The organism is Clostridium sp. HBUAS56010 (assembly GCF_007115105.1).
Lineage (GTDB): Bacteria > Bacillota > Clostridia > Lachnospirales > Lachnospiraceae > Lacrimispora.
Window position 1 is genome coordinate 14234 of the sequence record NZ_SULJ01000015.1, and the last position, 25610, is coordinate 39843.

21 protein-coding genes are annotated in these 25610 nt (G+C 41.4%); 8 read left to right on the top strand and 13 right to left on the bottom strand.

Going from position 1 to position 25610, the window contains the following annotated elements; genetic code table 11:
• From FAY33_RS17380 to FAY33_RS17395, 4 genes are all read right to left on the bottom strand, one after another.
• Window positions 1–780, bottom strand: a complete 780-nt coding sequence (locus FAY33_RS17380) for a class B sortase (protein WP_143322505.1) — start codon at window positions 778–780, stop codon at window positions 1–3.
• Complete coding sequence (locus FAY33_RS17385) at window positions 777–1928, bottom strand: InlB B-repeat-containing protein (RefSeq protein WP_207706032.1); 1152 nt, start codon at window positions 1926–1928, stop codon at window positions 777–779. Before FAY33_RS17385 ends, FAY33_RS17380 begins: the two co-directional genes overlap by 4 nt.
• Before the next feature lie 26 nt (window positions 1929–1954).
• Window positions 1955–2359 (bottom strand): Rrf2 family transcriptional regulator, encoded by a 405-nt coding sequence (locus tag FAY33_RS17390; RefSeq protein WP_143322507.1) that lies wholly within the window; start codon window positions 2357–2359, stop codon window positions 1955–1957.
• Window positions 2360–2704: 345 nt separating this feature from the next.
• Window positions 2705–5299, bottom strand: coding sequence for a collagen-like protein (locus FAY33_RS17395; RefSeq protein ID WP_143322508.1), 2595 nt, complete (start codon window positions 5297–5299; stop codon window positions 2705–2707).
• A gap of 298 nt (window positions 5300–5597) precedes the next feature.
• On the opposite strand from FAY33_RS17395, the gene FAY33_RS17400 reads away from it, so the two are divergent.
• Window positions 5598–6467 carry an AraC family transcriptional regulator gene (locus FAY33_RS17400; protein ID WP_143322509.1) on the top strand — a complete coding sequence of 290 codons (870 nt, stop codon included), beginning with the start codon at window positions 5598–5600 and terminating at the stop codon, window positions 6465–6467.
• Window positions 6443–7342, top strand: a complete 900-nt coding sequence (locus FAY33_RS17405) for a DMT family transporter (protein WP_143322510.1) — start codon at window positions 6443–6445, stop codon at window positions 7340–7342. Before FAY33_RS17400 ends, FAY33_RS17405 begins: the two co-directional genes overlap by 25 nt.
• A gap of 192 nt (window positions 7343–7534) precedes the next feature.
• On the opposite strand, the gene FAY33_RS17410 is transcribed toward FAY33_RS17405, so the two are convergent.
• The 9 genes from FAY33_RS17410 to FAY33_RS17450 form a co-directional block, all read right to left on the bottom strand.
• Window positions 7535–9109 carry a collagen-like protein gene (locus FAY33_RS17410; protein ID WP_143322511.1) on the bottom strand — a complete coding sequence of 525 codons (1575 nt, stop codon included), beginning with the start codon at window positions 9107–9109 and terminating at the stop codon, window positions 7535–7537.
• A gap of 293 nt (window positions 9110–9402) precedes the next feature.
• Window positions 9403–9795: a VOC family protein gene (locus FAY33_RS17415; RefSeq protein ID WP_143322512.1), complete on the bottom strand. Its 393-nt coding sequence runs from the start codon at window positions 9793–9795 to the stop codon at window positions 9403–9405.
• A gap of 60 nt (window positions 9796–9855) precedes the next feature.
• A complete protein-coding gene (locus tag FAY33_RS17420; protein WP_143322513.1) occupies window positions 9856–10764 on the bottom strand; it encodes a YafY family protein in 909 nt (302 codons plus the stop codon).
• A gap of 361 nt (window positions 10765–11125) precedes the next feature.
• Window positions 11126–12193, bottom strand: coding sequence for a collagen-like protein (locus FAY33_RS19605; protein ID WP_185967683.1), 1068 nt, complete (start codon window positions 12191–12193; stop codon window positions 11126–11128).
• A gap of 383 nt (window positions 12194–12576) precedes the next feature.
• On the bottom strand, window positions 12577–13917 hold the full coding sequence (locus FAY33_RS17430) for a GHKL domain-containing protein (protein WP_143322514.1): 1341 nt from the start codon (window positions 13915–13917) through the stop codon (window positions 12577–12579).
• Window positions 13918–13931: 14 nt separating this feature from the next.
• Window positions 13932–14684, bottom strand: a complete 753-nt coding sequence (locus tag FAY33_RS17435) for a LytTR family DNA-binding domain-containing protein (RefSeq protein WP_143322515.1) — start codon at window positions 14682–14684, stop codon at window positions 13932–13934.
• A 114-nt stretch (window positions 14685–14798) separates the two neighbouring features.
• Entirely contained in the window at window positions 14799–15587 is a 789-nt protein-coding gene (locus FAY33_RS17440) for a MerR family transcriptional regulator (protein ID WP_143322516.1), read from the bottom strand.
• A gap of 182 nt (window positions 15588–15769) precedes the next feature.
• Complete coding sequence (asnB, locus tag FAY33_RS17445) at window positions 15770–17617, bottom strand: asparagine synthase (glutamine-hydrolyzing) (RefSeq protein ID WP_143322517.1); 1848 nt, start codon at window positions 17615–17617, stop codon at window positions 15770–15772.
• A gap of 26 nt (window positions 17618–17643) precedes the next feature.
• The gene (locus tag FAY33_RS17450; RefSeq protein ID WP_143322518.1) at window positions 17644–19014 is read right to left on the bottom strand and encodes a citrate transporter; all 1371 of its coding nucleotides are present in this window, start codon (window positions 19012–19014) and stop codon (window positions 17644–17646) included.
• Between the two features lie 212 nt (window positions 19015–19226).
• Here FAY33_RS17450 and xylB point away from each other — a divergent pair, with 212 nt between their 5' ends.
• The 6 genes from xylB to FAY33_RS17480 all read left to right on the top strand — a co-directional run bounded on the left by xylB (window position 19227) and on the right by FAY33_RS17480 (window position 25509).
• Window positions 19227–20750, top strand: a complete 1524-nt coding sequence (gene xylB / locus FAY33_RS17455) for a xylulokinase (protein ID WP_143322519.1) — start codon at window positions 19227–19229, stop codon at window positions 20748–20750.
• A 35-nt stretch (window positions 20751–20785) separates the two neighbouring features.
• Window positions 20786–21439, top strand: coding sequence for a fructose-6-phosphate aldolase (fsa, locus tag FAY33_RS17460; protein ID WP_143322520.1), 654 nt, complete (start codon window positions 20786–20788; stop codon window positions 21437–21439).
• A gap of 19 nt (window positions 21440–21458) precedes the next feature.
• A complete protein-coding gene (locus tag FAY33_RS17465) occupies window positions 21459–22085 on the top strand; it encodes a DUF4867 family protein (RefSeq protein WP_143322521.1) in 627 nt (208 codons plus the stop codon).
• A gap of 68 nt (window positions 22086–22153) precedes the next feature.
• Complete coding sequence (locus FAY33_RS17470) at window positions 22154–23632, top strand: L-fucose/L-arabinose isomerase family protein (RefSeq protein ID WP_143322522.1); 1479 nt, start codon at window positions 22154–22156, stop codon at window positions 23630–23632.
• Between the two features lie 633 nt (window positions 23633–24265).
• A complete protein-coding gene (locus FAY33_RS17475) occupies window positions 24266–24664 on the top strand; it encodes a DUF2809 domain-containing protein (RefSeq protein ID WP_143322523.1) in 399 nt (132 codons plus the stop codon).
• A 293-nt stretch (window positions 24665–24957) separates the two neighbouring features.
• On the top strand, window positions 24958–25509 hold the full coding sequence (locus tag FAY33_RS17480) for an NAD(P)H-dependent oxidoreductase (protein ID WP_143322524.1): 552 nt from the start codon (window positions 24958–24960) through the stop codon (window positions 25507–25509).
• The last annotated feature ends 101 nt before the right edge of the window (window positions 25510–25610 follow it).

Sequence of the window (25610 nt, forward strand, 5' to 3'; positions counted from 1 at the left end):
TTAGATCCTGCGTGCAATAACAGCCAGTCTTCCATTTGGAAAGGAATATTCACAGGTGGACAAAATGAGAAGACCATCTCCGAATTCAGCGGTTTTACCTGTTTGATAAAGAGCCAGCTGGTTCACCTGTTCCATATAGAAATCAAATCCTTCCCGGGTCTGCAACTGTTCAAGATGGTAGTAGCGGAATCCCTGCTCTGTTTTTTCATACACTCTGGATAGAATTACGGCTATGATTTCGTAATCCGCTTTTTCATAGAGTGTGTGAAATTGAATCGTTTTATGGGATTGATAATAAGATTGTTTTTTGTATCTCATTAATTCACCAAATATCAACCCTGTTTTCATATTATGTCCGTGAATCAGGAGTTCCCTGGATTTTATAAGGTCACATCTGGAGTCAAGAAAGGGAAGACCATGAATACTTCTCTGTTTTTTGAAATCATGATCCAGGTAATAGTCAGGATTGTCAGGATTTTGCATGACAGGGTAGTTTACGGGAGTCTGTTCAATGGTCAGCCAGCCAATGGTATCCGCATTCTGTTCGTAAAGTTGCTCAAATTCCGGCAGGATTTCACGTTCTAAGGGCGCTGTAACTTCTTCTTTAAAAGATAGTTCTGTATCAGAAGCTAAATGGCTGGCGGCTGATTCCATCAACGGAATAAGATGATTGATCTGGTGTCTGGACTGATACCAGTCATTGAAATAAATGGCAAATCCAATTATGGCATATCCAAATAGAAAGAGAAAGAGCAGGATCGCTACAGATCTTTGTTTCATGGATTCTTTTTCTTCTTGATTAGGGAAGCAGGCAGCAGAAGAAGAGAAAGGGACATACTGATTCCATATTTCAGAATGTTAGCGTTTCCGGTTTTAGGCATAAAATCCCATTGAGTGCTTCGGACAGGCTCTGTCTCTGTTGTTGTTTCTGGCAAATGTTGTTGTACTTCTTCCGGAGCTTTTCCCAAAGGCAGGTTTTGCTCGATGTTCACCTGGTCTTCTTTTGGGGGTATGCTGGGGCGGGAAGTAGAAGAACTCCCTCCTTTGTTTTCTTGTTCCTTTGATTTTTCCCATGCGGCGCGCAGGGTTATATCGTGTTCCACAGTGTCCGAATGAAAATTCCATAATACAGTTGTCTGGTCATCGGAGTCAAGAAACCAGCCTATGAATATAAAACCGTCCCGTGTGGGAGGTTGTGGAACAGAAGAGATTTGCTTGCCAGTTGGAACAGTAACTTTTAAAAATTCATCGGCTTTTGTTGTCTCATCATTCGGATCAAATGTAACGATACAGGCTTTTTCCCAATAAGCCCAAAGCGTGGTGTTGTCCTCTACGGTGTCAGAACCGAAGTCCCAGAAAACAGGATTTAATTCCTCATCTAAGTAGCCGTACCATCCTTTAAATAAATATCCATCCCGATGGGGAGCTGGTGGAAGAGAAGTGATCAGACCGCCAGGCAAAACTGTGGCTTTATAGAAGCTTTCATAGCCTGCAGCGCCGTCAGCGGGATCAAAGGCAACAAGGCAGACCTTTTCCCAATAAGCCCACAAAGTGATGTTGTGTTCCACAGTATCCGAAGTAAAATCCCAGAAAACAGGCTGCATATTTTCATCCAGAGAGTGAAACCAGCCTTTAAACTGGTATCCCTGCCGAACCGGATTGGAAGGTTTCTGTGTAATCGTTCCGCCAGAAGGGACAGGTGACAGAAAGAAATCATTATAAGCTGTAGTTTTATCATTGGGATCAAAAGCGACTATATGAATCGTTTCTTTTTCCGTATGAGTTAATTTATCAGCAACGCTTGGGGTTGCTGTAAATTGTCCTGAATTATCTGAAATTGTCTGATTGGCATAACTGTAAAAATTTGTTTGAAATGAAAATAGCGCCAAAGTTAAAATGGAGGGAATAATCTGTTTTTTTTTCATCATTAACCTCATAATAGTAGATTTGCTTGTTAGCAAAATTCCTGTATTGTCTTGCTTTTTAAAGACTGAATAAAGTTGGATTGGATGTATTCAAAATATTCGTATATTTTACAGTTTTCGTGATCATTGCCGTACATGCTGCAATGACCATTTTTTTTCAGACAGCGGCTTATGCTGATTCCTCCTTCTAATAATTCAATGATGTCGTAGAGAGAAAGATCTGGTACATGGGGGGCGAGCCGATATCCTCCGCCTGGTCCTTGCACGGATTCAATGAGACCTGCATGTTTTAAGCTTACGGCTACTTTGTTAAAGTAGTGGTAAGAGATTTTGATGTGTTCTGCAATGTCTTTTGCAGCCGATAATGGGGCATCGGTTTGTTTTAAATAAATGAGTACTCTGATGCTGTAGTCCGTGGTGATTTTGAAGTGCATGATAATCTCCTTATCTATGTAAGTGAATAGTTATAAATAATAAAACTATTTATATTTTTGTATGAAGAAACGTTCAAATCATCATGCGGTCCTCCTTTCTTATGACAAACAAATGTATTAATCTTGACAAGTTTAGTATAGTTAAGAAAGAGATTATAATGTTATCGTTTGTAACGAATTCATCAATCCATGTAACGAATTTGCAAAAATCATTAATGAGTTTTATTATCAATTGCTGCATACAATATCTTTTATGGAAATAAAGCTGTTTTTTAGATAGCAGAAAGGCTGCATCCTTCTTTTGGGAAGGGTGCAGCCTGTTTTATACCTTTGTTACAAGATTAACTATACTATTTCTCCAATCCGCAAAGCGGTGAGCAGTGTGTTTGAATTTGCTACCAATTGAAGAGAGATATCATTTGGGCTTAAAATAGATAATGTTAAAACATCACCTTCGCTTAGTGAGGCAATGGAGTTAACGGTTAGTGTGGGGCTATCACTGGATATAGCCAGGGTTGACACTAACTGGGGAATTGCAAATGCCCCGTTTACCTGAACTCCAACGCTTAAGCTAACACCTGATCCGGAAACTGCCTCTATTAAGATAGAAAAACTTATTGAATAAATGCCATCAGAATCAATGGTTATACTGTTCGTGTTCAGAGTGATATTTTGACTATCCATTGTGGTGGGGAGCGGAACTGTAAAAGGTGTATTGGCAACAAGGTCCAGTGGACCGGGATCAGTACTATATAATCCGCCAAAAGCAGCAATTGGGTCAGCTCCGGTAGGACCGGTGTCGCCGGTAGGTCCCGTGTCACCAGTAGGTCCTGTGTCTCCGGTAGGCCCAGTGTCGCCAGTAGGTCCGGTATCGCCGGTAGGTCCAGTGTCGCCAGTAGGTCCCGTGTCGCCAGTAGGTCCCGTGTCTCCGGTCGGTCCGGTGTCGCCGGTAGGACCGGTGTCGCCAGTAGGTCCGGTGTCTCCGGTCGGTCCGGTATCACCAGTCGACCCAGTGTCGCCAGTAGGTCCAGTGTCGCCAGTAGGTCCGGTATCACCAGTAGGACCGGTGTCGCCAGTAGGACCGGTGTCGCCAGTAGGTCCCGTGTCTCCGGTCGGTCCGGTATCACCAGTAGGTCCGGTGTCGCCAGTAGGTCCGGTGTCGCCAGTAGGCCCGGTGTCGCCAGTAGGCCCGGTGTCGCCAGTCGGTCCAGTATCCCCGGTCGGTCCGGTATTGCCAGTAGGTCCGATATCGCCAGTAGGCCCCGTGTCGCCGGTAGGTCCTGTGTCGCCGGTAGGTCCAGTATCGCCAGTCGGTCCAACACCAGCAGGTCCGGTATCGCCAGTCGGTCCAGTATCACCGGTAGGTCCGGTATCGCCAGTAGCCCCAGTGTCGCCGGTAGGTCCGATATCACCTGTAGGTCCAGTATCGCCGGTGGGTCCAGTATCACCAGTTGGCCCAACACCAGCAGGTCCGGTATCGCCTGTAGGCCCGGTATCCCCCGTAGGTCCGGTATCGCCAGTCGGTCCAACACCAGCAGGCCCGGTATCGCCAGTCGGTCCAGTATCGCCAATAGGTCCGGTATCACCAGTTGCTCCTACACCAGCAGGTCCAGTGTCCCCGGTAGGCCCAGTATCGCCGGTAGGTCCAGTATCGCCAGTCGGTCCAACACCAGCAGGCCCGGTATCGCCAGTCGGTCCAGTATCGCCAGTCGGTCCGGTATCGCCAGTAGATCCTGCGTCGCCGGTAGGTCCGGTATCGCCGGTAGGTCCGGTATCGCCGGTAGGTCCAGCGTCCCCAGTAGGTCCAGTACTACCAGTGGGCCCAGTATCACCAGTAGGCCCAGTATCACCAATGGGGCCCGTGTCACCGGAAGGCCCGATATCCCCGGTAGGTCCGGTATCGCCGGTAGGTCCAGTATCGCCAGTAGATCCTGCGTCGCCAGTAGGTCCGGTATCGCCAATAGGTCCGGTATCGCCGGTAGGTCCAGTATCGCCAGTAGATCCTGCGTCGCCGGTAGGTCCGGTATCGCCGGTAGGTCCAGTATCGCCAGTCGTTCCTGCGTCGCCGGTAGGTCCGGTATCGCCAATAGGTCCGGTATCGCCGGTAGGTCCAGTATCGCCAGTAGATCCTGCGTCGCCGGTAGGTCCGGTATCGCCTGTAGGTCCGGTATCGCCGGTAGGTCCAGTATCGCCGGTAGGTCCAGTATCCCCAGTAGGTCCAGTACTACCAGTGGGCCCAGTATCACCAGTAGGCCCAGTATCACCAATGGGACCCGTGTCACCGGAAGGTCCGATATCCCCGGTAGGTCCGGTATCGCCTGTAGGACCAGTGTCTCCGGTAGGACCAGTGTCGCCGGTAGGTCCAGTATTGCCGGTAGGCCCAGTATCCCCGGTAGGTCCGGTATCCCCAGTAGGACCAATATTGCCGGTAGGTCCAGTATTGCCGGTAGGCCCAGTATCCCCTGTAGGTCCGGTATCCCCAGTAGGACCAATATTGCCGGTAGGACCAGTGTCCCCAGTAGGACCAGTTTCAACAATATCGTCCTCAACAATGATAAGGGTAGCTTTTACAGGTACAATAGGTGAATAAAATACAACATCTGTACTTGCATTTATCAAAGAAAGGGTTACAGGGGCTGTAGTAACCTGGATAATTCCGATTCCAACAACTTCTGCAGTTTTCGCTGGGGAATTTCCTTCTATAAGATCGCCTTGTGAAGATGATAAGGCAAATACGGCGCCATTTGTTGAAGCAGAGGATTGACAGGCAACCCACCAATCAATATAAAAGCGTCCTGGTTCATTGAAGGTTATGACACCGGTAAATGAATTGTAACTGATGTTTCCAGCAGAATATACAACGGTTTCAAAAAGCACATTAGAACCAGTTGATATGGTGCCATCAGAAATACGCTCTATTTGGAGTGCAATATTACTCATGTTATCAAATATCTCCTTTTGATTATGTTTGACGCTGATTAATAAATATTTAAAAAAGAGTGCCTACTAATATAAGTATGCAGAAATGGACTACAGTTTCTTAATGTGAAAATAAGAGGTTATAAATCAGAAAAATTTAAAAGATTATTGCAAGGTGAAGAGAGCAAATTAGATTTATTTTTCAGAGCGGATAATAGGATATATATTTATGATTTAAGTAGTTTCAGAGCAATATCATACAAGAATATAATTTAGATCTATGATATACTGATTGTGATTTTGAGAAAGGAGCAGATAGATTGTGAAGGAAGTAAGAATTGTGAAATATGATATTGAGTTGAAGATGGAAGCTTATCTTTTTCAAGGAATCATGCAGAAATTTCCGAAACATTTTCATGAATATTTTGTAATTGGCTTTATTGAGAAGGGAAAGCGGTTTCTATCTTGTAAAAATAGGGAATATATAATAGAACCAGGAGATTTACTTTTGTTCAATCCTCGTGATCCCCATTGGTGTGAACAGATTGATGGTAAAGTACTGGATTACCGCTGTATTAATATTCAGCCGGAGATTATGGGCAAAGCGGTTTATGAAATAGCTGGAAAAGCTGCTCTTCCTTATTTTACGACTCAGGTGGTTTTCCATAGTGAATTAGTGACTGTGCTCCACGAGCTGCATCAGATAATTATGGAAGAAGAAAAGGATTTTAAAAAAGAAGAGATGTTCTTTTTCCTTTTGGAACAATTGTTACAAGAATATACGAAACGAGAGCTGTCAGAAGAAATTATGGAACAAAGCGTGGAAATAAAGACAATTTGTGAATATTTGGAGACTCATTACATGGAAAGCATTACGCTCCAAGATTTATGTGGGCTGACAGGGAGAAGTAAATACTACCTTCTTCGTTCTTTTACAAAGCAAAAGGGAATTTCTCCTTATAATTATCTGGAAACAGTCAGAATTGACAAGGCAAAAAAGTTATTGGAAAAGGGGAGTTATCCAGTTGATGTGGCATTACAGACTGGGTTTTCTGATCAAAGTCATTTTTCTAACTTTTTTAAAAAATATATTGGCTTAACACCAATGCAATACAGAAGTATATTTATAAGTACGGACAAACGGGCTCTACATAGGAAGGAATTATGGACAGAAAAAGAACGGTTATAGGACATTCATTTGCATTTATTACAGTTATTATTTGGGGGACAACTTTTATATCCACAAAGATTCTTTTAAATGCTTTATCACCAATAGAAATATTGTTTTTTCGATTTACAATTGGTTTTGTTATACTGATTTTTGCTTTCCCTCACAGGTTAAAAATCAAAGAGAAAAAGAGGGAGTTATATTTTGTGGCAGCGGGAATTTGTGGAGTTAGTTTATATTATTTATTTGAGAATATTGCTTTGACCTATACACTTGCTTCAAATGTAGGAGTTATTATATCTATTGCACCATTTTTTACTGCAATTTTTGCACACTGTTTTTTAGATGGAGAAAAATTAAAACTTCAATTCTTTATAGGATTTGTAGTTGCAGTTGGCGGAATATTTCTCATAACTTTTAATGGAAGCAGTAATTTGCAATTAAATCCGTTTGGTGACTTATTAGCTATTTTAGCTGCCGTGTTATGGGCAGCTTATTCTGTGTTAACAAAGAAAATCAGCAGTTTTCATTATAATACGATTCAAACTACACGCAGAATTTTCTTTTATGGCTTGGTGTTTATGATACCTGCTTTGTATTTGTTAGGATTTAAAATTAATGATACCCACTGGCTGGAGCCAGTTTATCTGCTTAACATTTTATTTCTTGGATTAGGGGCATCTGCTTTATGTTTTGTAACGTGGAATTCTTCCGTTAAAATATTAGGTGCAGTGAAGACAAGTGTTTATATCTATATTGTTCCTGTAATAACGGTTATTACCTCTGTGATTGTACTCCGTGAGCCAGTTACGATTACTGCAATATTTGGGATGATTCTGACTTTAACCGGGTTATTTATTTCAGAGTTTAAAAGAAAGAATCCAAATAAAGATTAGAAAATTATTTTATGAATTGATTTGATAAATAAAGTAATGTTAAAGCCCATATAATCCCCCTTAAGGGAGTATAAGGGCTTTATAAAATGGTATTTTTATTTTTTCTATACATTTAGATTACATTATATCATTTTAACGGAAGTATTATTTATGATGTATTCATTTTATTGATAAGACAAGAAACAAATTTATCTAACTCAATCTGATAATTCCGATAGAAACACCTGAATTAATATTAATTGTTTCTCCTTCAGCTCCAAATAAGCCCAATGAAATCGTGTCGCCTGCCTGGATTGTTGCCAGACTAGTTATGGATTGAGAGAGAAGTTCGGCATTATTTGAATCTACTATTGATGGAGTATAAGGTGTCTGACTTCCGGTTGGACCAATTAAAAGGATTGCTCCAATTGTTGTAGGAATTACTGATTCCAAATCAACGGCATAAGTGATCAGATAGGTTCCTGCATTTTGTACCTGAAATTCCGTTGGTGATGTCTGGATAACATCAGGGGAAGATAGTGTGGGAGCAGGAAATTGTACTGGTGTCGGATTTGGAAGTACCTGTAACGTATAGGTTCCTGTATCCTGGAATGCAAAGAGGGTGGATTCCGTAGGAGTAGGTCCAGTAGGTCCGGTGTCACCGGTAGGACCGGTATCGCCAGTAGGTCCGATATCGCCAGTAGGTCCAGTATCGCCCGTGGATCCAGTGTCGCCGGTAGGCCCAATATCGCCAGTAGGTCCGGTATCGCCGGTAGATCCAGTATCGCCAGTAGGTCCAGTATCACCGGTAGGCCCAGTGTCGCCGGTAGGCCCAGTGTCGCCGGTAGGCCCAATATCGCCAGTAGGTCCAGTATCACCGGTAGGCCCAGTGTCGCCAGTAGGTCCGGTATCGCCAGTAGGTCCAGTATCGCCCGTGGATCCAGTGTCGCCGGTAGGCCCAATATCGCCAGTAGGTCCGGTATCGCCGGTAGATCCAGTATCGCCAGTAGGTCCAGTATCGCCCGTGGATCCAGTGTCGCCGGTAGGCCCAATATCGCCAGTAGGTCCGGTAGCGCCGGTAGGTCCAGTATCGCCGGTAGGTCCAGTATCACCGGTAGGCCCAGTATCACCGGTAGGCCCAGTGTCGCCGGTAGGCCCAGTGTCGCCGGTAGGCCCAATATCGCCAGTAGGTCCGGTAGCGCCGGTAGGTCCAGTATCGCCAGTAGGTCCGGTATCGCCAGTAGGTCCAGTATCGCCCGTGGATCCAGTGTCGCCGGTAGGCCCAATATCGCCAGTAGGTCCGGTAGCGCCGGTAGGTCCAGTATCGCCGGTAGGTCCGGTACTTCCGGTAGGTCCGGTGTCCCCCGTAGGACCAGCTTCAACAATATCATCCTCAACAATGACCAGAGTAGCTTTTACTGGTACAATAGGTGAATAAAATACAATATCTGTGCTTGCATTTACCAAAGATAGGGTTAAAGGAACTGTAGCAACCTCGATGATTCCAATTCCAACAACCTCTGCAGTTTTTGTTGGGGAATTTCCTTCTATGAAATCGCCTTGTGAAGATGATAAGGCAAATACGGCGCCATTTGTTGAAGCAGAGGATTGACAGGCAACCCACCAATCAATATAAAAGCGTCCTGGTTCATTAAATGTAATAACACCAGTAGATGAGTTGTAACTGATGTTTCCAGCAGAATATACAATCGTTTCAAAGAGCACATTAGAACCAGTTGATATAGAGCCGTCAGAAATACGCTCAATTTGGAGTGCAATATTACTCATGTTATCAAATCTCTCCTTTTGGTTATGTTTTATGCTGATTAATAAATATTTATAAAAAAGTGCCTCCTAATATAAATATGCAGAACCATACAGAAACGTACTATAGTTTCTTAATCTAAAACCGGGAGAGAATAAATCTGAAAGATATAGAAAATTATTGTAAGCCGAAATGACTAAATTACAGATAGGTGGTAAAGCACTGGATTACCTCTGCATTAAGAGATAGTTGATGTACAATAAGACCACTATTTAAGCGGTCTTATTATTGGAGTTCAGATGACAGATCCCTAAAATTATTCCTTAATAAAAGACGAAATTTTAATTAAATTTCCATCCGGGTCAGCAACATAACTTGTCCGTTGCCCCCACGGTTCATCTGTGGGTGGAAATATTGGTGTTGCACCAGCTTTTACGACTTTTGAATATTCAGCATCAACTTCCATAAAATTTGCAACATCGAAAGCTAACTCCACCGTACCATTTAAACCATTTGGGTAGGTATAGATTCTTGATGTCATGTCCTCAAAATTTTTTCTGCTGAACATGATTAACCGGGCGTTGTCAGAATATAATTCCGCATTTGCCTCCCCTGCCCATTCTGTTTTCATACCCATTACATCTCGATAAAAAGAAACCATTGTTTCCATATCCTTAACAAATAGACCAACTGCATTTAATTTGAGCATTTTTTCGTTCCTCCTTCTTAATACAATATACCATCACCAACCGGACAACAGTATGTCCTGTTATTGATATAGGCTTAACATATTTTTTGCTTTATTTTTGATTGCCTCCCTTAATTCAACTGGCGCTATTACTGTAATGCAATCGCCAAAACTCATAATCCACTGCAGCAAATATTCTGGATTGGAAAAAGACCGCTTAAACAATAGCTTGTGGGATTCGGAAATTGTGAAGCATTCCGGTCCATATTCCTCTATCAATCGGTATTTTGCTTTTGGTTCAAACAGAGCCGTTAATCTGATTTCTTCTGAATAAAAATACGGTTCAAAATCCATTTTTTTCTCTGAAATATCCCGTGGAACATAGGTCATTTTGGTGTTATCCAATTTCCACAGGCGATTTAATTTGAAAAGCCGGTATTCTAATTTTGTAAGGCAGTAGCCATACACATACCATGCCCCCCATTTGAAAGCAATCAGATATGGTTCTATTGTGCGTTTGCTTTCACCTTTATTGGAATAATAAAGAAAAGACACTTGTTTCCGATTAAGAATTGCCTGCTTGATTGTTTCTATTTTGTCCGGAAGACTATCTTGATACCATGAAGCCAAATCAATTAAAATCATATCATGTTCGGCAAAAACAGCACCTTTTCCGTTAGAGAATTTTTCCATAAGGGTTTGCCCGTATGCGGTTTTTGAAACGCTGTCTATACTCTTAATTCCAGTGAATACTGCTTGTAATTCCTCTTTTGTAAGAATGGTTTTATCAAGTTTATAACCTTCTGCAACAGTCAGTCCTCCGCCATATCCCTGCATGGAAACAATAGGGATACCAGCTTGGCATATGCTGTCAATATCACGCTGAATCGTCCTGCATGAAACCTCGAATCGGTCTGCTAACTCTGGAATTGTTACCTTATCTTTCTGTAAGAGAATTGTTACAATTACAATTAAACGGTCAATTTTCATATTTGCACCTCTGTGCCATTATATCACAGGAATACGACATGTGTATGTCTTGTTCCTGTTTTTTACAATTTACACTTGATAGGATTCTTATTCTAATCGCATTATTTGTTTAGGAAATTAAATAAAATAATAGTGAAAAGATATATTGTAAATTGATTTGATATAGAAAGTAATATAAAAGCCCATACAATCCGCTTAAAGGGTAGTATGGGCTTTTAAGGAACAGGTTTATTTAGGGCGTGTCTGAAAACTCATTGATCCAATCTGATATTTCCTATTGGACGAATTAAAAGTAATAGGAAATATAAATAATATTTTTCAGTTATCAATTCATCGCAATAATAAATTGATAAAGACCAGATTAATTATTGCGTACAAATGGGGTAAAAGGCGCTACCCATAATATACTCATATCAAGTGATGTTGATGTATTATAGGTGTTGCTAGTTGTATCAAATGGATTGACTGAAAACATATAAACGGGATCGAATCCCAAATTCAAAATGCGGAATACTGCAGTACCGTCGGTATGCAAACGACCAATTCCGGTAATATGCACAGTTGGAAATTCTTCCTCACTGGTAGTGAAGTATGATTGGAACCCATTTAATCCAATAAGTGTAGTTCCTTCCCCGTCTTGTTGTATGCCTAAACTCAGCATACGGTTAGGAATAGGCTCTGTTTGCCATCCTACATTTATATTCAAAATAACCTGATATACTCCTGGTATTGTCATAGAAAAGCTTTCGCTATCGCTTACAATAAATGGAACAGATTCATATTCCAGAATTTGAGCAGGGATGGTTCCTCCAGATGCAATAACCAAAGGTTCTGATGGTTCAACACTGGAATGAATAATTGCAAATGGCAATTGCTGCGGTCCTGTAGGTCCGGTGGGACCCGTATCGCCGGTAGGACCAATATCCCCGGTGGGGCCGGTATAGCCGGTGGGACCAGTATCTCCAGTGGGACCAATATCTCCCGCCGGACCAGTGGGTCCTGTATCGCCAGTCGGTCCATCAACTACATCATCTTCCATCACTACAAGAGTAGCCTTTACAGGAACGTAAGAGGAATAAAAGACTACATGTGTACTTGCATTCACGAGAGACAGTGTTGCAGGAGCCGTGGCTATATCAATAATTCCGACTCCAACAACCTGGCCGGTTCTTGTGGGTGAGTTTCCTTCCAGAAAATCACCTTCTGAGGAAGACAGAGCAAATACTGCCCCATTGGTAGAAAAAGATGACTGGCTGGCAACCCACCAATCAATGTAAAAACGTCCAGGTTCATTAAATGTAATTTCCCCAGTCAGAGCGTCATAGCTGATATTTCCGGCAGAATATATGGTAGTATCGAAAAGCACATTAGAATCAACTAAAACAGAACCATTAGAGATGCGTTCTATTTGAAGTGCAATATTACTCATAGAATAAAATGTCTCCTTTTCATTGAATTAAAAAAATAAAGTAAGCCTTTATAAAGGAAACCTCATTATATTAATATGCAGGAAACGGATTTCGTTTCGTTGGTTTTAAATCAAGGGGAATTTGGCAAAGGATTAAAGGCTTTATGTGTTTTCGTAATTGTTGTCCATGAATTGCCTGTATAAGTTCTTTTTGGTGGAGAACAGCACCTCTACCGGTAATAAATATATGGAAACTGTCATAACAGAGCTGATCAGAATTGCATTGAAAGATTCATGAAGCGTATGAAAAAACAAAAAATACGCCGGGAAACTAAAAGCTCAGTCACCATGGCGTATCTTTACATTTAACAAGAATGGGAAATAAAATTAAGCTTTATAATCCGTTATTTGTCAGATTCCAAATCTTTGGCTGTATGAGGAATATGAACACGGACAAGAAATACTTTCTTTGTTTTATCTGCATCAATGATTAAAAAACCACCGGCAGACTCAATAATTTTTTTTACGATGGCAAGACCAAGACCATGATTGTCTGTATCGTCTTTTGTTGTTGCAGGAAGTTCGTTTTTAACGGTAAGCTGTCCGTCAAAAGAATTTTTAAATTGCAGAGTTGTCCAGCCATCTTTGTTGCTGCCTGTAATTTTAATAAAACGATCCTGCTCGTCTGTTTTCAGACATGCCTCTACCGCATTGTTTGATAAATTTGAAAAAACACGGACGGCATCAATCAACGGTAAGGAGGGTTTTCCCGGAATAGCAGAAGTGCAGGTGAAACGAATCTTGTTCTCTTCACATATGTTGGCCAGATCCTGAAGCATGGCGTCTAAAATAACGTGATTGGAATATTTTTTATGAACCTGCATTTTTTCATACATATCCGTATACATTCCATCCATAAAACGATAAGCTTCTTCATTTTTTCCGTTGCGTATTAAGGTTTTTAACGTTGTCAGCATGGATCTGTAATCGTGACGGAAGCTGCGAAAACTTTCCGTATATCTCTCATAAGATTTATAATGTCTTAACTGCAGCCGGTATTGTTTTTCCAGCATTTTGTTGGTCCACTCATATTCCAGACATTCCGTAGCACGTACCGAGTAAAAGGTGAAAAATATCAGCATGCCAATGGTAAATAAACAGGCACCCAGAAACACAGAATTAAACCATAATGTATGGGGGCTTAAATAACGCCCTTCGCTGATAATCGTTAAAAGAATAAGAGCCGTAAGTTCAAAAAAAATCATCATTTGCAGTTGTCTCTGATTCTGAAGAAGAACTTTCATCTTCTGATCCGGCAGAAGGGTTTTTCTTATCACATGAAAGAACAGCAGGGTAGTGGGGAACGCAATGAGGGAAATGGCATGGTAGGTATTACCCGTATGCAGAAAAAAGAAAGAGTTATCTGCCAGCGTCATGGCTCCAATGGTTGTAAATGTACCCCGGAAGGAATAAACGCTAAGAGTACTTGTAATTCCTCCATAAAATGCCTGGATCCATGTGACATTAACACTGAATTTCAGCGTTATGGCAGCAAGAAGCAGTACGGCAGGAAGGACAATCCAGCTTCCTCTTGCTCTGCCGAGAAACAAATAAGTAAAGATAAACAGCAGCAGGGCAAAGGTGACAAAAACATGCCGGTTTTTCCGGGCAGTTAATAATTCTCTGTAATAATAGATAAAGATGTAATAATAAACAGCGGTTACCATTATTATGGCATAAGTCATATGTTTCCTCCTTATCAATCTCCATTGTCATGAAAATAATGAATGTGGGAATGTGAAATATAATCGGAGAAAATCTGCTTTAATTCATTATGATAGGTAATCCCTATAGGAACAGAGACCCCGGTTTTAAGTATAAGTTTCTGACGCTCAAACTTATAGATGTAGGAAAGCTGGACCATATAAGAGCGGTGAACCCTGACAAAGCCTTTTCCTGAAAACTGTTTTTCCAATTGCTCCATGCTGGAATAAAATTTTGCAATCTGACCGGAGCCATAGTGGACGGTTACGATTCGTTTCCAGATCTCAAAGTGTGAGATCTGACGTATGGGAACTACATATGTTTCCATATCAAATTTACAGACAAATACCTCATCTTTTTGCTGAGAGGCAAGATGAACTGCCCGCAGAAAAATCTTTTCAAATCTGTCTGCAGTAGTTTCATCTTTTAAAATATATTGTACGGCATTTACTTCAAAGGCTTCATAGACATAATCCTCACAGCTTGTCAGAAAAATGATCTGGGCATTGCAATTATTTTCTCTCAGCTTTTTTGCAGTTTCCATGCCGTCGGTTTTCTCCATCAGAATATCCAGATAGATGATGTCCATCTCCTGCGGCTGTTCCATGAGATGAAATAACAGGGCCTCTCCGCTGTAAAAACAGGATAATTCAATCTCTAAATGATTCACCTTGGCACAATGGGAAATGAGCTTTGAATATGTTTCAACCGTTTTGGGAGAATCATCACAGATTGCGATTTTTAACATAGCAGTGACCAACCTTCTAAAATGAAATCAAAGAACAGGAAAAAATGTTCTCTGGTAATATTAATTATACATTAGAATGCTCCGCGTTTCAATAAAAGCAGCTTTCCAATCTGTTTATTCTTCACTGGAAGTTTTATGCAGAGGCAGAAAAAGTTCGATATAAAATACCGGCTCATTGGAAGTTTCCTGCTGGAAGGTGCAGCCGGGCAGGTAACCGGTGTAAGCATTTCCTGCAAGATCGTAGTCATTGCTTTTTGCCCACTCAACGGCAGCCTGTATTGCTGCAGGATCAGGAAATGGCTGCTTTGAGGAAATGATGGTATAAATACATTGATTGTGCTGCAGTACCGGAAAGTCTTTTACCTCATCCTGAAAATTCATTATGGCGGCAGTATGACCGGCAATTACCGGAAATTCATTGATTTTTTCAGGAGGATCCTGTTGTATCTTAAATTCCTGGCAGATATAGCACAGATCAGAAATCTCTTTTTCCTGAATAAAGTTTTTATCTGATATGATATAATGCCGGCGCAGGGGCCGGATATCGTACTGGTTTAAGCAAAGTTCCACATTTTTTGAAAGCTGCCTTAGATGATTTAAATGGATTAAAGACTGCTGGTGTTTTAAAATCTCATCCTTTTCTTCCTTTATTTTTTCCAGAAGCATGGAGCGGTAATCAGGAAGGGAACTGTGGTAGAGGATTCGTTCAATATCTTCCAGACTGAAATTAAGTCTTCGGTAAAAAAGAATATTTGAAAGCTTATGTATGTCGTTATATGTATAGGTTCTGTATCCATTCTTTTCTTTTGCGGGTTTTATAATCCCCTTTTTTTCATAAAAGCGGAGTGCATCACGGCTTATGCCCAAGCGGTCTGAAACTTCACCAATGCTATAATTTTTCATAGTAACTCCTTCGGGCGTGTCATGTTGTCATACATTATAGTAACATAAAAGATAAAAATTTGGTCTTACGGTTTCCTTTCTATGCTTTACAAAAAACTGACATGAACCTTAAAAATTGTAAAAAAACAGGAAAAAAAAGGAAGTGCGGTCTTTGTAATGCAAAGAATACCGCACTTCCTTTTTTATTCTACTGAAATATGATACATTTCCATCCAATGATTAACCTGGAGGAGGTAGGCAAGCATCTGGGGCCCCGCCATTAATTGACCATACCATGGTTTTCCGTAATCAGAAGGACTTTTTAAAAACTGTTCTAATTTAACGGGATCAATAAATTGAAGAACCGGTCCGTTGTTTGCTGCCATTTCCTTTACCCGTGAGATCAGCAGGGCTTCATAGTTGGTATCATAGGTTTTGGGATAGGGTGATTTTTTCCGGTATAAGACTTCGTATGGGAGAAGTCCCTTTCCTGACTGCCGGAGCAGGTTTTTTACCACTCCGTCTTTTGTTTTCATATCCCAGGGCACGTTCCAGACGTATTCAATGATCCGGTGATCTGCAAATGGAACCCTGGCTTCCAGACCGGAATACATGCTGGTGCGGTCCATACGATTTAACAATGTCTGCATAAACCAGCGGAGATTGAGATAAGAGATTTCCCTTCTCCTGGCTTCCGTAGGACTGTCTTCTGCCAAAACAGGGGTTTCCGCCAGGGATTTTTCGTAGGTTTCCTTCACATATTCCTCCATCTGAAGGTGGTCAAGAAATTCATCTTTTAGAAGCACTTTTCTCGGCTCTAAGTCCATGGTCCAGGGAAATGTATGAGCCTTAAAACATTCTTCTTTATGAAACCAGGGATATCCTCCAAAGATTTCATCGGCACATTCTCCGGTCAGAGTCACTTTGTTGTGCGGTTTGACAAGAGAACAGAAGTGAAGAAGAGAAGAGTCAATATCACCCATGGCAGGCAGATCATGGGCAGTAACAGAATCATAAAGCCGGTCTGCCTGTGTCACGTTGTCACACTCCAGATAATGATGGTCAGAATCTAAAAATTTCACCATCTGATCTACGAAAGGCCGGTCCTGAGAGGGCTGAAAAGAACTGGCTTTGAAATATTTGTCGTTATTTACAAAATCAAAAGAGAATGTAGTGAGCTGCTTTCCTTTCTTTTTCAGTTCTGCAGCACAAACGGCGGATACCAGACTGGAATCCAGACCTCCAGATAAAAATGTACAGATCGGCACATCGGAAATCATCTGCCGCCTGATGGAATCTCTCACCAGAAAGGAAGTTTTCTCAATGGTTTCTTCGTAACTGTCTTCATGGGGATGGCTTTCCAGTTTCCAGTAGCTTTTTAAATGAAAACTGTCTTTGGAACAGAACAGCAGGTGCCCGGGAAGCAGTTCTTTCATTCCTTTTAAGACTCCGCATCCGGGGGTGCGGGCAGGACCGATGGAAAAGATCTGATTGAGCCCGTTTTTGTCTAAAACCGGAGTAATACCTGGATAAGCAAAGATTCCTTTTAATTCCGAAGCAAAGATGATTTCATCATTCTGGATGGTATAAAAAAGCGGTTTGACGCCAGACCGGTCCCGGAACAGACATAAACCGTTTCGGACAGGATCTTTAATGGCAAAAGCAAAGATACCATTTAATTTTTTTACAAATTCAGGTCCATATTCCATATAACCGGTTAATATCACTTCGGTATCACTGGTTGTGGTAAAGGAGTGTCCCCGGTTTACCAGGTCTTTGCGGAGTTCTTCCGTATTATAAATTTCGCCGTTATAAACAATGACAAAGGTTTTTCCAGCTTCGGTTTTTTCCATAGGCTGGCTTCCATTTGCCAGATCAATGATGGACAGGCGGGCATGAGACAGCCCCCCATGCTCAAACAGATAAATTCCCGAATCGTCAGGTCCTCTGTGCCTTTGAACGGCTGACATTTTTTCCAGTACAGTTTCATAGTAGGTTTTGTCTTTCTGGTAGTTTCTGTTTGCGTTGTAAAAACCAGCAATTCCACACATAGCAATTCCTCCTTAGAGCTGGATAGTTATAAAAGAAAACAGGCAACCACAAAGGTTGCTAGAAAGCCGAGACTGACGGGAAGAAGGTTTTTCCTCGCCAGTTCCAGAGGGTTAACATTGCATATTGCTGCAACGGGAACCAGCCCCCAGGGTACAATGGTGCCGCCTCCCACAAATATACCGGTAATCTGCCCCAGAGAAGCCAGAACAGGAACCGAGGCACCTACAGCAGTACCAAATGTATTGGCGAAAGCACCGGTTAAGGGAAGACCGGAAAAACCGGACCCGTCAAGTCCTGTCAGACAGCCGATTGCCATTTGGAGAACAGCAGCCATATATTTGTTGATCGGAATATTGTGAGCCAGCCAGATTGCCCAGTCATTCATGATTCCTCTTTGAAATGATTCGCCCATGATGGTTGAAATTCCATTTCCGCCTAAAAAGAAAAATGCTCCGATAATAATGACGGGAGCAAAAATGCGGATGGCGAAAAGAAAGCCGTCAGTTATATAAAAGGTAATCCGCTCCAGGGAATGAATCCCAAATCCCATGACAGCACCGATGCAGGTAAGGAGAATGGCAGTCCCTGAAATAAGGCTGGTGGCTTCCCCTCCTTTAAAATCAAAAACAAGTAAAAGCACAACATCAATGAGAAAGAAAAGAGGAGTTAAGATTGCCATGGTAAGGGAAAAGAATGGAACCGGTTCCTTGTCGGGCTTCTCCTGAATGGACACATTTGCACAGCAGGCTGTAATATTCTTTCTGTTTAAGAGATATGCAGAAAGAACGCTGACAATTCCCATTACCAGAAACAAGGGCATTCCTTCTGTCAGGATATCTGAGGTTTCAATAGAAGCGGCTCCTGCTGAAATGGCTGGTGCTCCCTGAATAATAAAGTCCGAGCTTAATGCAATTCCGTGTCCGAATAAATTCATGGCAATTGCTGCCATCAAGGGATCTAATCCTGCCTTTAATGCAAAGGGAAAGATAATGGCACCCACTAAAGCAACCGCCGGAGAAGGCCATAAAAACAGGGAAAACACCAGCATGGTAAATCCAAGAATCCACCAGGTAAGCGAGGGGGATTTCATGATTTTCGCCATTGGTGTCATAAGCAGATAGTCACTGCCAAGGTCTTTTAAGCACCTGGAAAGGGAGATAATCAGAGCAATTGTCGCAATAATTTCCATAAATTCCTTTGAGGCATATAAGATGGCATTGAAAACGGTCATGATACCTCCGGTTACAGACCCCAGCCCAATAACGCCTGTAAAGAAAAGAAAGCCGATGCAGACGAGAAGTGTGTCTTTCCTTAAAATCATAACGGTGAGGATTGAAATAACGCCAATAAGATAGAGATAATGTATGGGGGTTAGAACCAGATCAGGATCAAACATAGGGAACACTCCTGTGAAAATGATATAATCTATTCTATGTTGAAAATTTATGACGGTACATAAATCCTTTCGTTGTTTTCGTAATTAAAGCTTCTGCTTTCAAAAAACAAGAAAAGTGCAAGAAAGTGCTATTACTTGGACAAATAAAAGCACGCTTTTTTTCTCCAATTATATTATAATCAGATCAAGAGTATTTAGGAGGAGGTAACAGGATGAATTATCTGATCGGGATTGATGTAGGAACATCAGCCACAAAGACAGTTCTGTTTGAAGAAAGCGGAAGGGCAGTTGCTTCTGCATCACAAGAGTATCCCCTTTATCAGCCAAAGAACGGCTGGGCAGAACAGAAACCTGAGGACTGGAGAGATGCCGTGCTGCATACGCTTTCCCAGGTTGTGAAAGAGTCAGGGGTGTTAAAGGAAGATATAAAAGGAATCGGTATTTCAGGTCAGATGCACGGTCTTGTTATGTTAGATGAGGCCAATGAAGTACTCCGCCCCTCAATTATCTGGTGTGACCAGAGAACTGGTGCGGAAGTCGAAGATATGTTAAAGATTATGCCAAGAGAAGACTGGATTGCAGTCACGGCCAATCCACCGCTTACCGGCTGGACAGCAGCTAAGATTTTATGGGTTAAGAAAAATGAGCCGGAACTTTACAACCGGTGCCGCCATATTCTTCTGCCAAAAGATTATATCCGTCTGATTCTCACTGGAGATTACGCAACGGAAGTATCGGATGCCAGCGGAATGCAGCTTCTGGATGTGACAAACAGATGCTGGTCTGAGAAGGTTTTAGAGAAACTGGATATTGACCGGGAACTGTTGGGGAAGGTATATGAATCCTGTGAGATTACCGGAACTCTTCTTCCCGAGGTTGCAGAAAGGACAGGGCTTTCAGAAGCGACAAAGGTGGCTGGTGGTGCCGGTGATAATGCAGCGGCAGCCGTAGGAACGGGAGTTGTGCGGGATGGAACCGCATTTACAACCATAGGAACTTCTGGTGTTGTATTTGCCCACAGCAGCCAGGTTACCATAGATCCGGAAGGAAGAGTCCATACCTGCTGCTGTGCGGTTCCAGGTGCATGGCATGTGATGGGAGTGACCCAGGGAGCCGGATTGTCTCTCAAGTGGTTTAAAGATAATTTCTGCCAGGATTACATCGAAGAGGCACAAAAGCAGGGAGTCGACGTATATGATCTGATTAACCGGGATGTGAAGGAGATCGCTCCTGGAAGTGACAAGTTACTCTATCTGCCTTACCTTATGGGAGAGCGGACCCCTCATCTGGACCCGGACTGCAGAGGTGTGTTCTTGGGACTTTCTGCCATTCATACAAAGGCTCACATGCTTCGTGCCGTAATGGAAGGGGTTTCTTATTCCCTGAGTGACTGCAATGACATTCTAAAAGAGATGGGCATTGAGGTTGACGAGATGATGGCATGCGGCGGGGGCGGTAAAAGTCCTGTATGGAGACAGATGCTTGCAGATATGTATGACTGCCAGGTAAAGACCATTGAACAGACAGAAGGACCGGCTCTTGGAGTGGCAATTCTTGCGGGAGTTGGCTGCGGCATTTATGACAGTGTGGAAGCAGCCTGTGATACTATGATATCAGAAGATAAGGTTACAGGACCACAATCCCAGCAGGCAGAGCTTTACAGGAAGTATCATTCTCTATATAAGAAGTTATATAGAGATTTAAAAGACAGCTTTAAACAACTGGCAGCTTTATAATAAATCATGAAATGAAATAACAGGAGGATAAGAATATGCGTTTTTTTATTGACACAGCGAATGTAGAAGAGATTAAGATGGCTAACGAGATGGGAATTATATGCGGAGTTACAACAAACCCATCTTTAATCGCCAAAGAAGGAAGAGATTTTGTTCAGGTTATTGGTGAGATTGCCTCTATCGTGGATGGTCCTATCAGCGGAGAGGTAAAAGCCACTACAACAGATGCGAAAGACATGATTGCAGAAGGACGTGAAATCGCAGCAATCCATCCCAACATGGTCGTTAAGATTCCGATGACCACAGAGGGATTAAAAGCGGTAAAGGTCTTAAATTCAGAAGGCATTAAGACCAATGTGACCCTGGTATTTTCCGCAGCACAGGCTCTTCTTGCAGCAAGAGCAGGCGCTTCCTATGTATCTCCTTTCCTCGGCCGTTTAGATGATATCTCCATGCCTGGAATTGATTTAATCAATGATATTATGGAGATTTTCCAGATTCACGGAATTGAGACAGAGATTATCGCTGCAAGTGTGAGAAACCCGATCCATGTGATTGATTGTGCAAAGGCGGGAGCAGATATTGCTACGGTTCCTTACAAAGTGCTGGAGCAGATGACAAAACATCCTCTTACAGATCAGGGAATTGAGAAATTCAAAAAAGATTATCTGGCTGTATTCGGAGAATAAAAAAAGAGAGGTGAAGATTATGGGGTTAGCAGTGAAACCTGTGACTGATCCGGCTTTTTCCGTTTACGGGAGAATCGTGACAGGTTATGAAACAGGGGAGATATTAAAAGCCATGGAAAGTACTCCTCTTCCTGACGATGTAACTTACGTTGCGTCTGTACAGGAACTGGAACAACTGGATATTTCAAAAGAAGTGGCAAAGAGACTGTATGGGCAGATGCCTGTTCAGGTTGGTTATTGCAATGGACATAATAAGAAATTAAATGCTGTGGAATATCACAGAGATTCCGAGATCAATATTGCGGTAACGGATCTGGTTCTAATTGTTGGAAGGCAGCAGGATATTACTTCAGATTACACTTATGATTCCGGATTAATGGAAGCATTTCTTGTACCGGCAGGTACGGTTATTGAAGTATATGCCACAACCCTTCATTATGCACCATGCCATGTTGTGGAAGGCGGTTTCCGCTGTGTGGTAATTCTGCCGAAGGGAACCAATCTGGATCTGGAACCTTCTGGAGAACCGGTTTGCAAAGAGGACCGTCTCTTATTTGCAAGAAATAAGTGGCTTATTGGTCATGAAGAGGGCGGCCTTTCCAAAGATGCTTATATTGGAATTACAGGAGAGAATGTCTCCATATAAAAATAACTAAAAAACAACAGGCATACCCGTTGACGGAATGCTTATATTATAACAGGAGGAGTCACACAATGAATAATATCCCAGAGTTAAAAGTAGGAATTGTAGCGGTCAGCAGAGACTGTTTCCCAGAGGAACTGTCTGTAAACAGAAGAAAGGCTTTGATTGAAGCTTACAAAGCAAAATACGACGAGAAGAACATCTACGAATGTCCCATCTGTATTGTAGAGAGTGAGATCCATATGGTTCAGGCCCTTGAGGATGTAAAAGCGGCTGGCTGTAATGCCCTTGTGGTATATCTTGGTAATTTTGGTCCTGAGATTTCAGAGACTTTATTGGCAAAACACTTTGATGGTCCTTCCATGTTCATCGCTGCATCAGAAGAGAGCGGAGATGATCTGATTCAGGGACGTGGAGATGCTTACTGCGGTATGTTAAATGCCAGCTACAATTTAAAACTGAGAAACATCAAAGCATACATACCGGAATATCCGGTAGGAACTGCTGCAGAATGTGCGGACATGATTGAAGAGTTCCTTCCAATTGCCAGATCTTTGGTGGGACTTTCAAGTCTTAAGATTATCAGTTTTGGTCCACGCCCATTAAACTTCTTAGCATGCAATGCTCCCATTAAGCAGCTTTATAACCTGGGAGTTGAGATTGAAGAGAATTCAGAGCTGGATTTATTTGAAGCATTTAACAAACATGCAGATGATCCAAGAATTCCTGATGTTGTAAAAGACATGGAAAATGAACTGGGAGAAGGCAATCAGAAACCTGAGGTTCTTCCGAAACTTGCCCAGTATGAGTTAACTCTGTTAGACTGGGTGGAGGAGCACCGCGGTTACCGCAAGTATGTGGCAATTGCCGGAAAGTGCTGGCCTGCATTCCAGACCCAGTTCGGTTTTGTTCCTTGCTATGTAAACAGCCGTTTGACAGGTATGGGAATTCCAGTATCCTGTGAAGTGGATATCTATGGAGCACTTAGTGAATTCATCGGTACCTGCGTGAGCCTTGATGCCGTAACACTTCTTGATATTAACAACACAGTACCTGCTGATATGTTTGAAGAGGATATTAAGGGCAAACACAATTATACCCATCAGGACACTTTTATGGGATTCCATTGTGGAAATACCTGCTCAAAGAAGCTGTCTGCCTGCTCTATGAAATATCAGATGATCATGGCAAGAAACCTTCCGGAAGAGGTAACTCAGGGCACTTTAGAGGGAGATATTGCACCTGGAGACATTACCTTCTACCGCTTACAGAGCACCGCAGATAATATTCTCGGTGCCTATGTTGCCCAGGGGGAAGTGCTTCCCGTAGCAACCCGTTCCTTTGGTTCCATTGGTGTATTTGCAATACCGGAGATGGGAAGATTCTATCGCCATGTTCTCATTGAAAAGAACTTCCCTCACCATGGAGCAGTAGCATTTGGTCACTATGGAAAAGCCATTTTTGAAGTGTTTAAATTCCTTGGAGTAGAAGAAATTGGATTTAATCAGCCAAAGGGAATGCTTTATAAGACAGAGAATCCATTTGGATAAATAATATTGGTATGAATATATAGAAAAGAAGGAGTCTGAGAAGATTCCTTTTTTTTTGGATTGACGGTTCCAACCAAGACCTAACCTGTTTTCCGTGCATTCCGAGTAAGACCCAGTTCCTGGGGCAATTTTGGATAGCCAGACATATATTTCAAATAAAAGATGCGAAAGCAAGGGTCCTGTAAATTACTCCCTTTCTTAAGAATGTACAGGGAGAAGTTTACTTTACAGACCCCTTAAACAATACAGGATAACTAATATTAATAGGGGGGGGAAGGATATTATAAAAAATATCTCCTTTAGTATATTACATTTCTGTTGTATCAATCAAGCAACATTATTATAAAAAAGTAAAAATAAAACTCATTATAAATAAGACCAGATAACGTTAAAAAAATATGGTATAATTTTCCATATGTATTAGAGGCCTATCTGACAAAGTTAGGGGAGGTTGTATGAATAGAAATTGCTATGTGTGATGATTGCTTAAGGGATATGAGAAATTCGTTTCAAGATCTCTCTTTCACATATGTAGAAGCCGCAAAGGCTGTAAGTGCGCTGGAAGATGGAAGCAACAATACGAACGAAGAAGCCATAGATTTGATTAGATTATCAAAATGATTAAGGAGAAATATGATTTTACAAATATCAAAAAAAGATCAATTAAGAATTAAGTATGCAATTGCATTTTTTCTACTATTATTTCTGGAAGTACTGATTGCGTTATATGTACATGATAATTTTGTGCGACCATATGTAGGTGATATTCTTGTTGTAATTGTGTTGTATTGCTTTGTAAGAATATTTATACCTCGTAGATACAAATTATTACCTCTATATTTATTTATATTTGCGGCAGGGATAGAAATTCTTCAATATTTTAGATTAGTACACATACTTGGATTAGAAAATAATACATTTCTGCGAATACTGATTGGTTCGGTATTTGATATAAAGGATATTGGTTGTTATGGAGTTGGGTGTTTTTGGTTAGGCATATTCGAATTAATAAAGAATAAAACAAAATATTAAAGGTTTTTATAAGCTACGAAACGATATGTAAGAAAATAATGAGGGGTGGCAATATATGAAAATAGGGAACGATGATTTGAACGATATTTATTCAAAAACAATATAAATACATAGAGGAATGTGAAAAGTTACGGATTGGTTAAGTAAACAAAAACAATATTTTTTAATGAATATAAAAAACCTTTTCTTAACTTCATTTAGAACTTTTAGGTAAGTACCCCACAAAAATGTGCATACTTGTTACAATAAATTTTCTTGCTTATACTGGTGTTATGAAAAGGAGGTACTCTTGTATGAAGACTTTGATTATAGTAACACACCCAGATATCGAACATTCAATGATCAATAAACGCTGGATTGAGGAATTAAGCAAATATCCAGACAAATTTACAATCCATGAATTGTATAAGGAATATCCACATGGAAACATAGATATAAAAAAAGAACAAGAATTAGTTGAATCTCATGACAATTTAATCTTTCAATTTCCTCTATTTAATTTTTCCAGTCCACCATTACTAAAAAAATGGTTAGATGATGTACTTGTTCATGGCTGGGCTTATGGCAGAGAGAGGGGCGATAAGTTAAAGGGGAGAAAAATTTCACTGGCAGTGTCCGCTGGGATTCAAAAAGAAGATTATCAACCTGACGGAAAATATTATTATACGCTTGAACAAATATTAGCTCCTTTTAAGGTCTTGTTTCAATTCTATTGCCATTCTGATTATCGTCCATTTTTTGTATTTTACGGAGCGGAAAAAATCCCTGGTGAAGAATATGCGTCAACAACAGAGGAAATAGAGAAAAGTGTAAAAGACTATCTGAATTTTATATCAGGAATATAACAGGGAATATTAAAATATGGATTGTCAACAGTTTTTTAGACAGTTTTTTTTAGGGTATTTATTCTATACTTCACCGGAGTCAGGTATCCCAGCGAAGAATG

Excerpts from the sequence above, each read along its gene's own strand:
- FAY33_RS17380 (WP_143322505.1), bottom strand. The coding sequence starts at position 780 with ATGAAACAAAGATCTGTAGCGATCCTGCTCTTTCTCTTTCTATTTGGA.
- FAY33_RS17385 (WP_207706032.1), bottom strand. The coding sequence starts at position 1,928 with ATGATGAAAAAAAAACAGATTATTCCCTCCATTTTAACTTTGGCGCTA.
- FAY33_RS17390 (WP_143322507.1), bottom strand. The coding sequence starts at position 2,359 with ATGCACTTCAAAATCACCACGGACTACAGCATCAGAGTACTCATTTAT.
- FAY33_RS17395 (WP_143322508.1), bottom strand. The coding sequence starts at position 5,299 with ATGAGTAATATTGCACTCCAAATAGAGCGTATTTCTGATGGCACCATA.
- FAY33_RS17405 (WP_143322510.1), top strand. The coding sequence starts at position 6,443 with ATGGACAGAAAAAGAACGGTTATAGGACATTCATTTGCATTTATTACA.
- FAY33_RS17410 (WP_143322511.1), bottom strand. The coding sequence starts at position 9,109 with ATGAGTAATATTGCACTCCAAATTGAGCGTATTTCTGACGGCTCTATA.
- FAY33_RS17415 (WP_143322512.1), bottom strand. The coding sequence starts at position 9,795 with ATGCTCAAATTAAATGCAGTTGGTCTATTTGTTAAGGATATGGAAACA.
- FAY33_RS17420 (WP_143322513.1), bottom strand. The coding sequence starts at position 10,764 with ATGAAAATTGACCGTTTAATTGTAATTGTAACAATTCTCTTACAGAAA.
- FAY33_RS19605 (WP_185967683.1), bottom strand. The coding sequence starts at position 12,193 with ATGAGTAATATTGCACTTCAAATAGAACGCATCTCTAATGGTTCTGTT.
- FAY33_RS17430 (WP_143322514.1), bottom strand. The coding sequence starts at position 13,917 with ATGACTTATGCCATAATAATGGTAACCGCTGTTTATTATTACATCTTT.
- FAY33_RS17435 (WP_143322515.1), bottom strand. The coding sequence starts at position 14,684 with ATGTTAAAAATCGCAATCTGTGATGATTCTCCCAAAACGGTTGAAACA.
- FAY33_RS17440 (WP_143322516.1), bottom strand. The coding sequence starts at position 15,587 with ATGAAAAATTATAGCATTGGTGAAGTTTCAGACCGCTTGGGCATAAGC.
- asnB (WP_143322517.1), bottom strand. The coding sequence starts at position 17,617 with ATGTGTGGAATTGCTGGTTTTTACAACGCAAACAGAAACTACCAGAAA.
- FAY33_RS17450 (WP_143322518.1), bottom strand. The coding sequence starts at position 19,014 with ATGTTTGATCCTGATCTGGTTCTAACCCCCATACATTATCTCTATCTT.
- xylB (WP_143322519.1), top strand. The coding sequence starts at position 19,227 with ATGAATTATCTGATCGGGATTGATGTAGGAACATCAGCCACAAAGACA.
- fsa (WP_143322520.1), top strand. The coding sequence starts at position 20,786 with ATGCGTTTTTTTATTGACACAGCGAATGTAGAAGAGATTAAGATGGCT.
- FAY33_RS17465 (WP_143322521.1), top strand. The coding sequence starts at position 21,459 with ATGGGGTTAGCAGTGAAACCTGTGACTGATCCGGCTTTTTCCGTTTAC.
- FAY33_RS17470 (WP_143322522.1), top strand. The coding sequence starts at position 22,154 with ATGAATAATATCCCAGAGTTAAAAGTAGGAATTGTAGCGGTCAGCAGA.
- FAY33_RS17475 (WP_143322523.1), top strand. The coding sequence starts at position 24,266 with ATGATTTTACAAATATCAAAAAAAGATCAATTAAGAATTAAGTATGCA.
- FAY33_RS17480 (WP_143322524.1), top strand. The coding sequence starts at position 24,958 with ATGAAGACTTTGATTATAGTAACACACCCAGATATCGAACATTCAATG.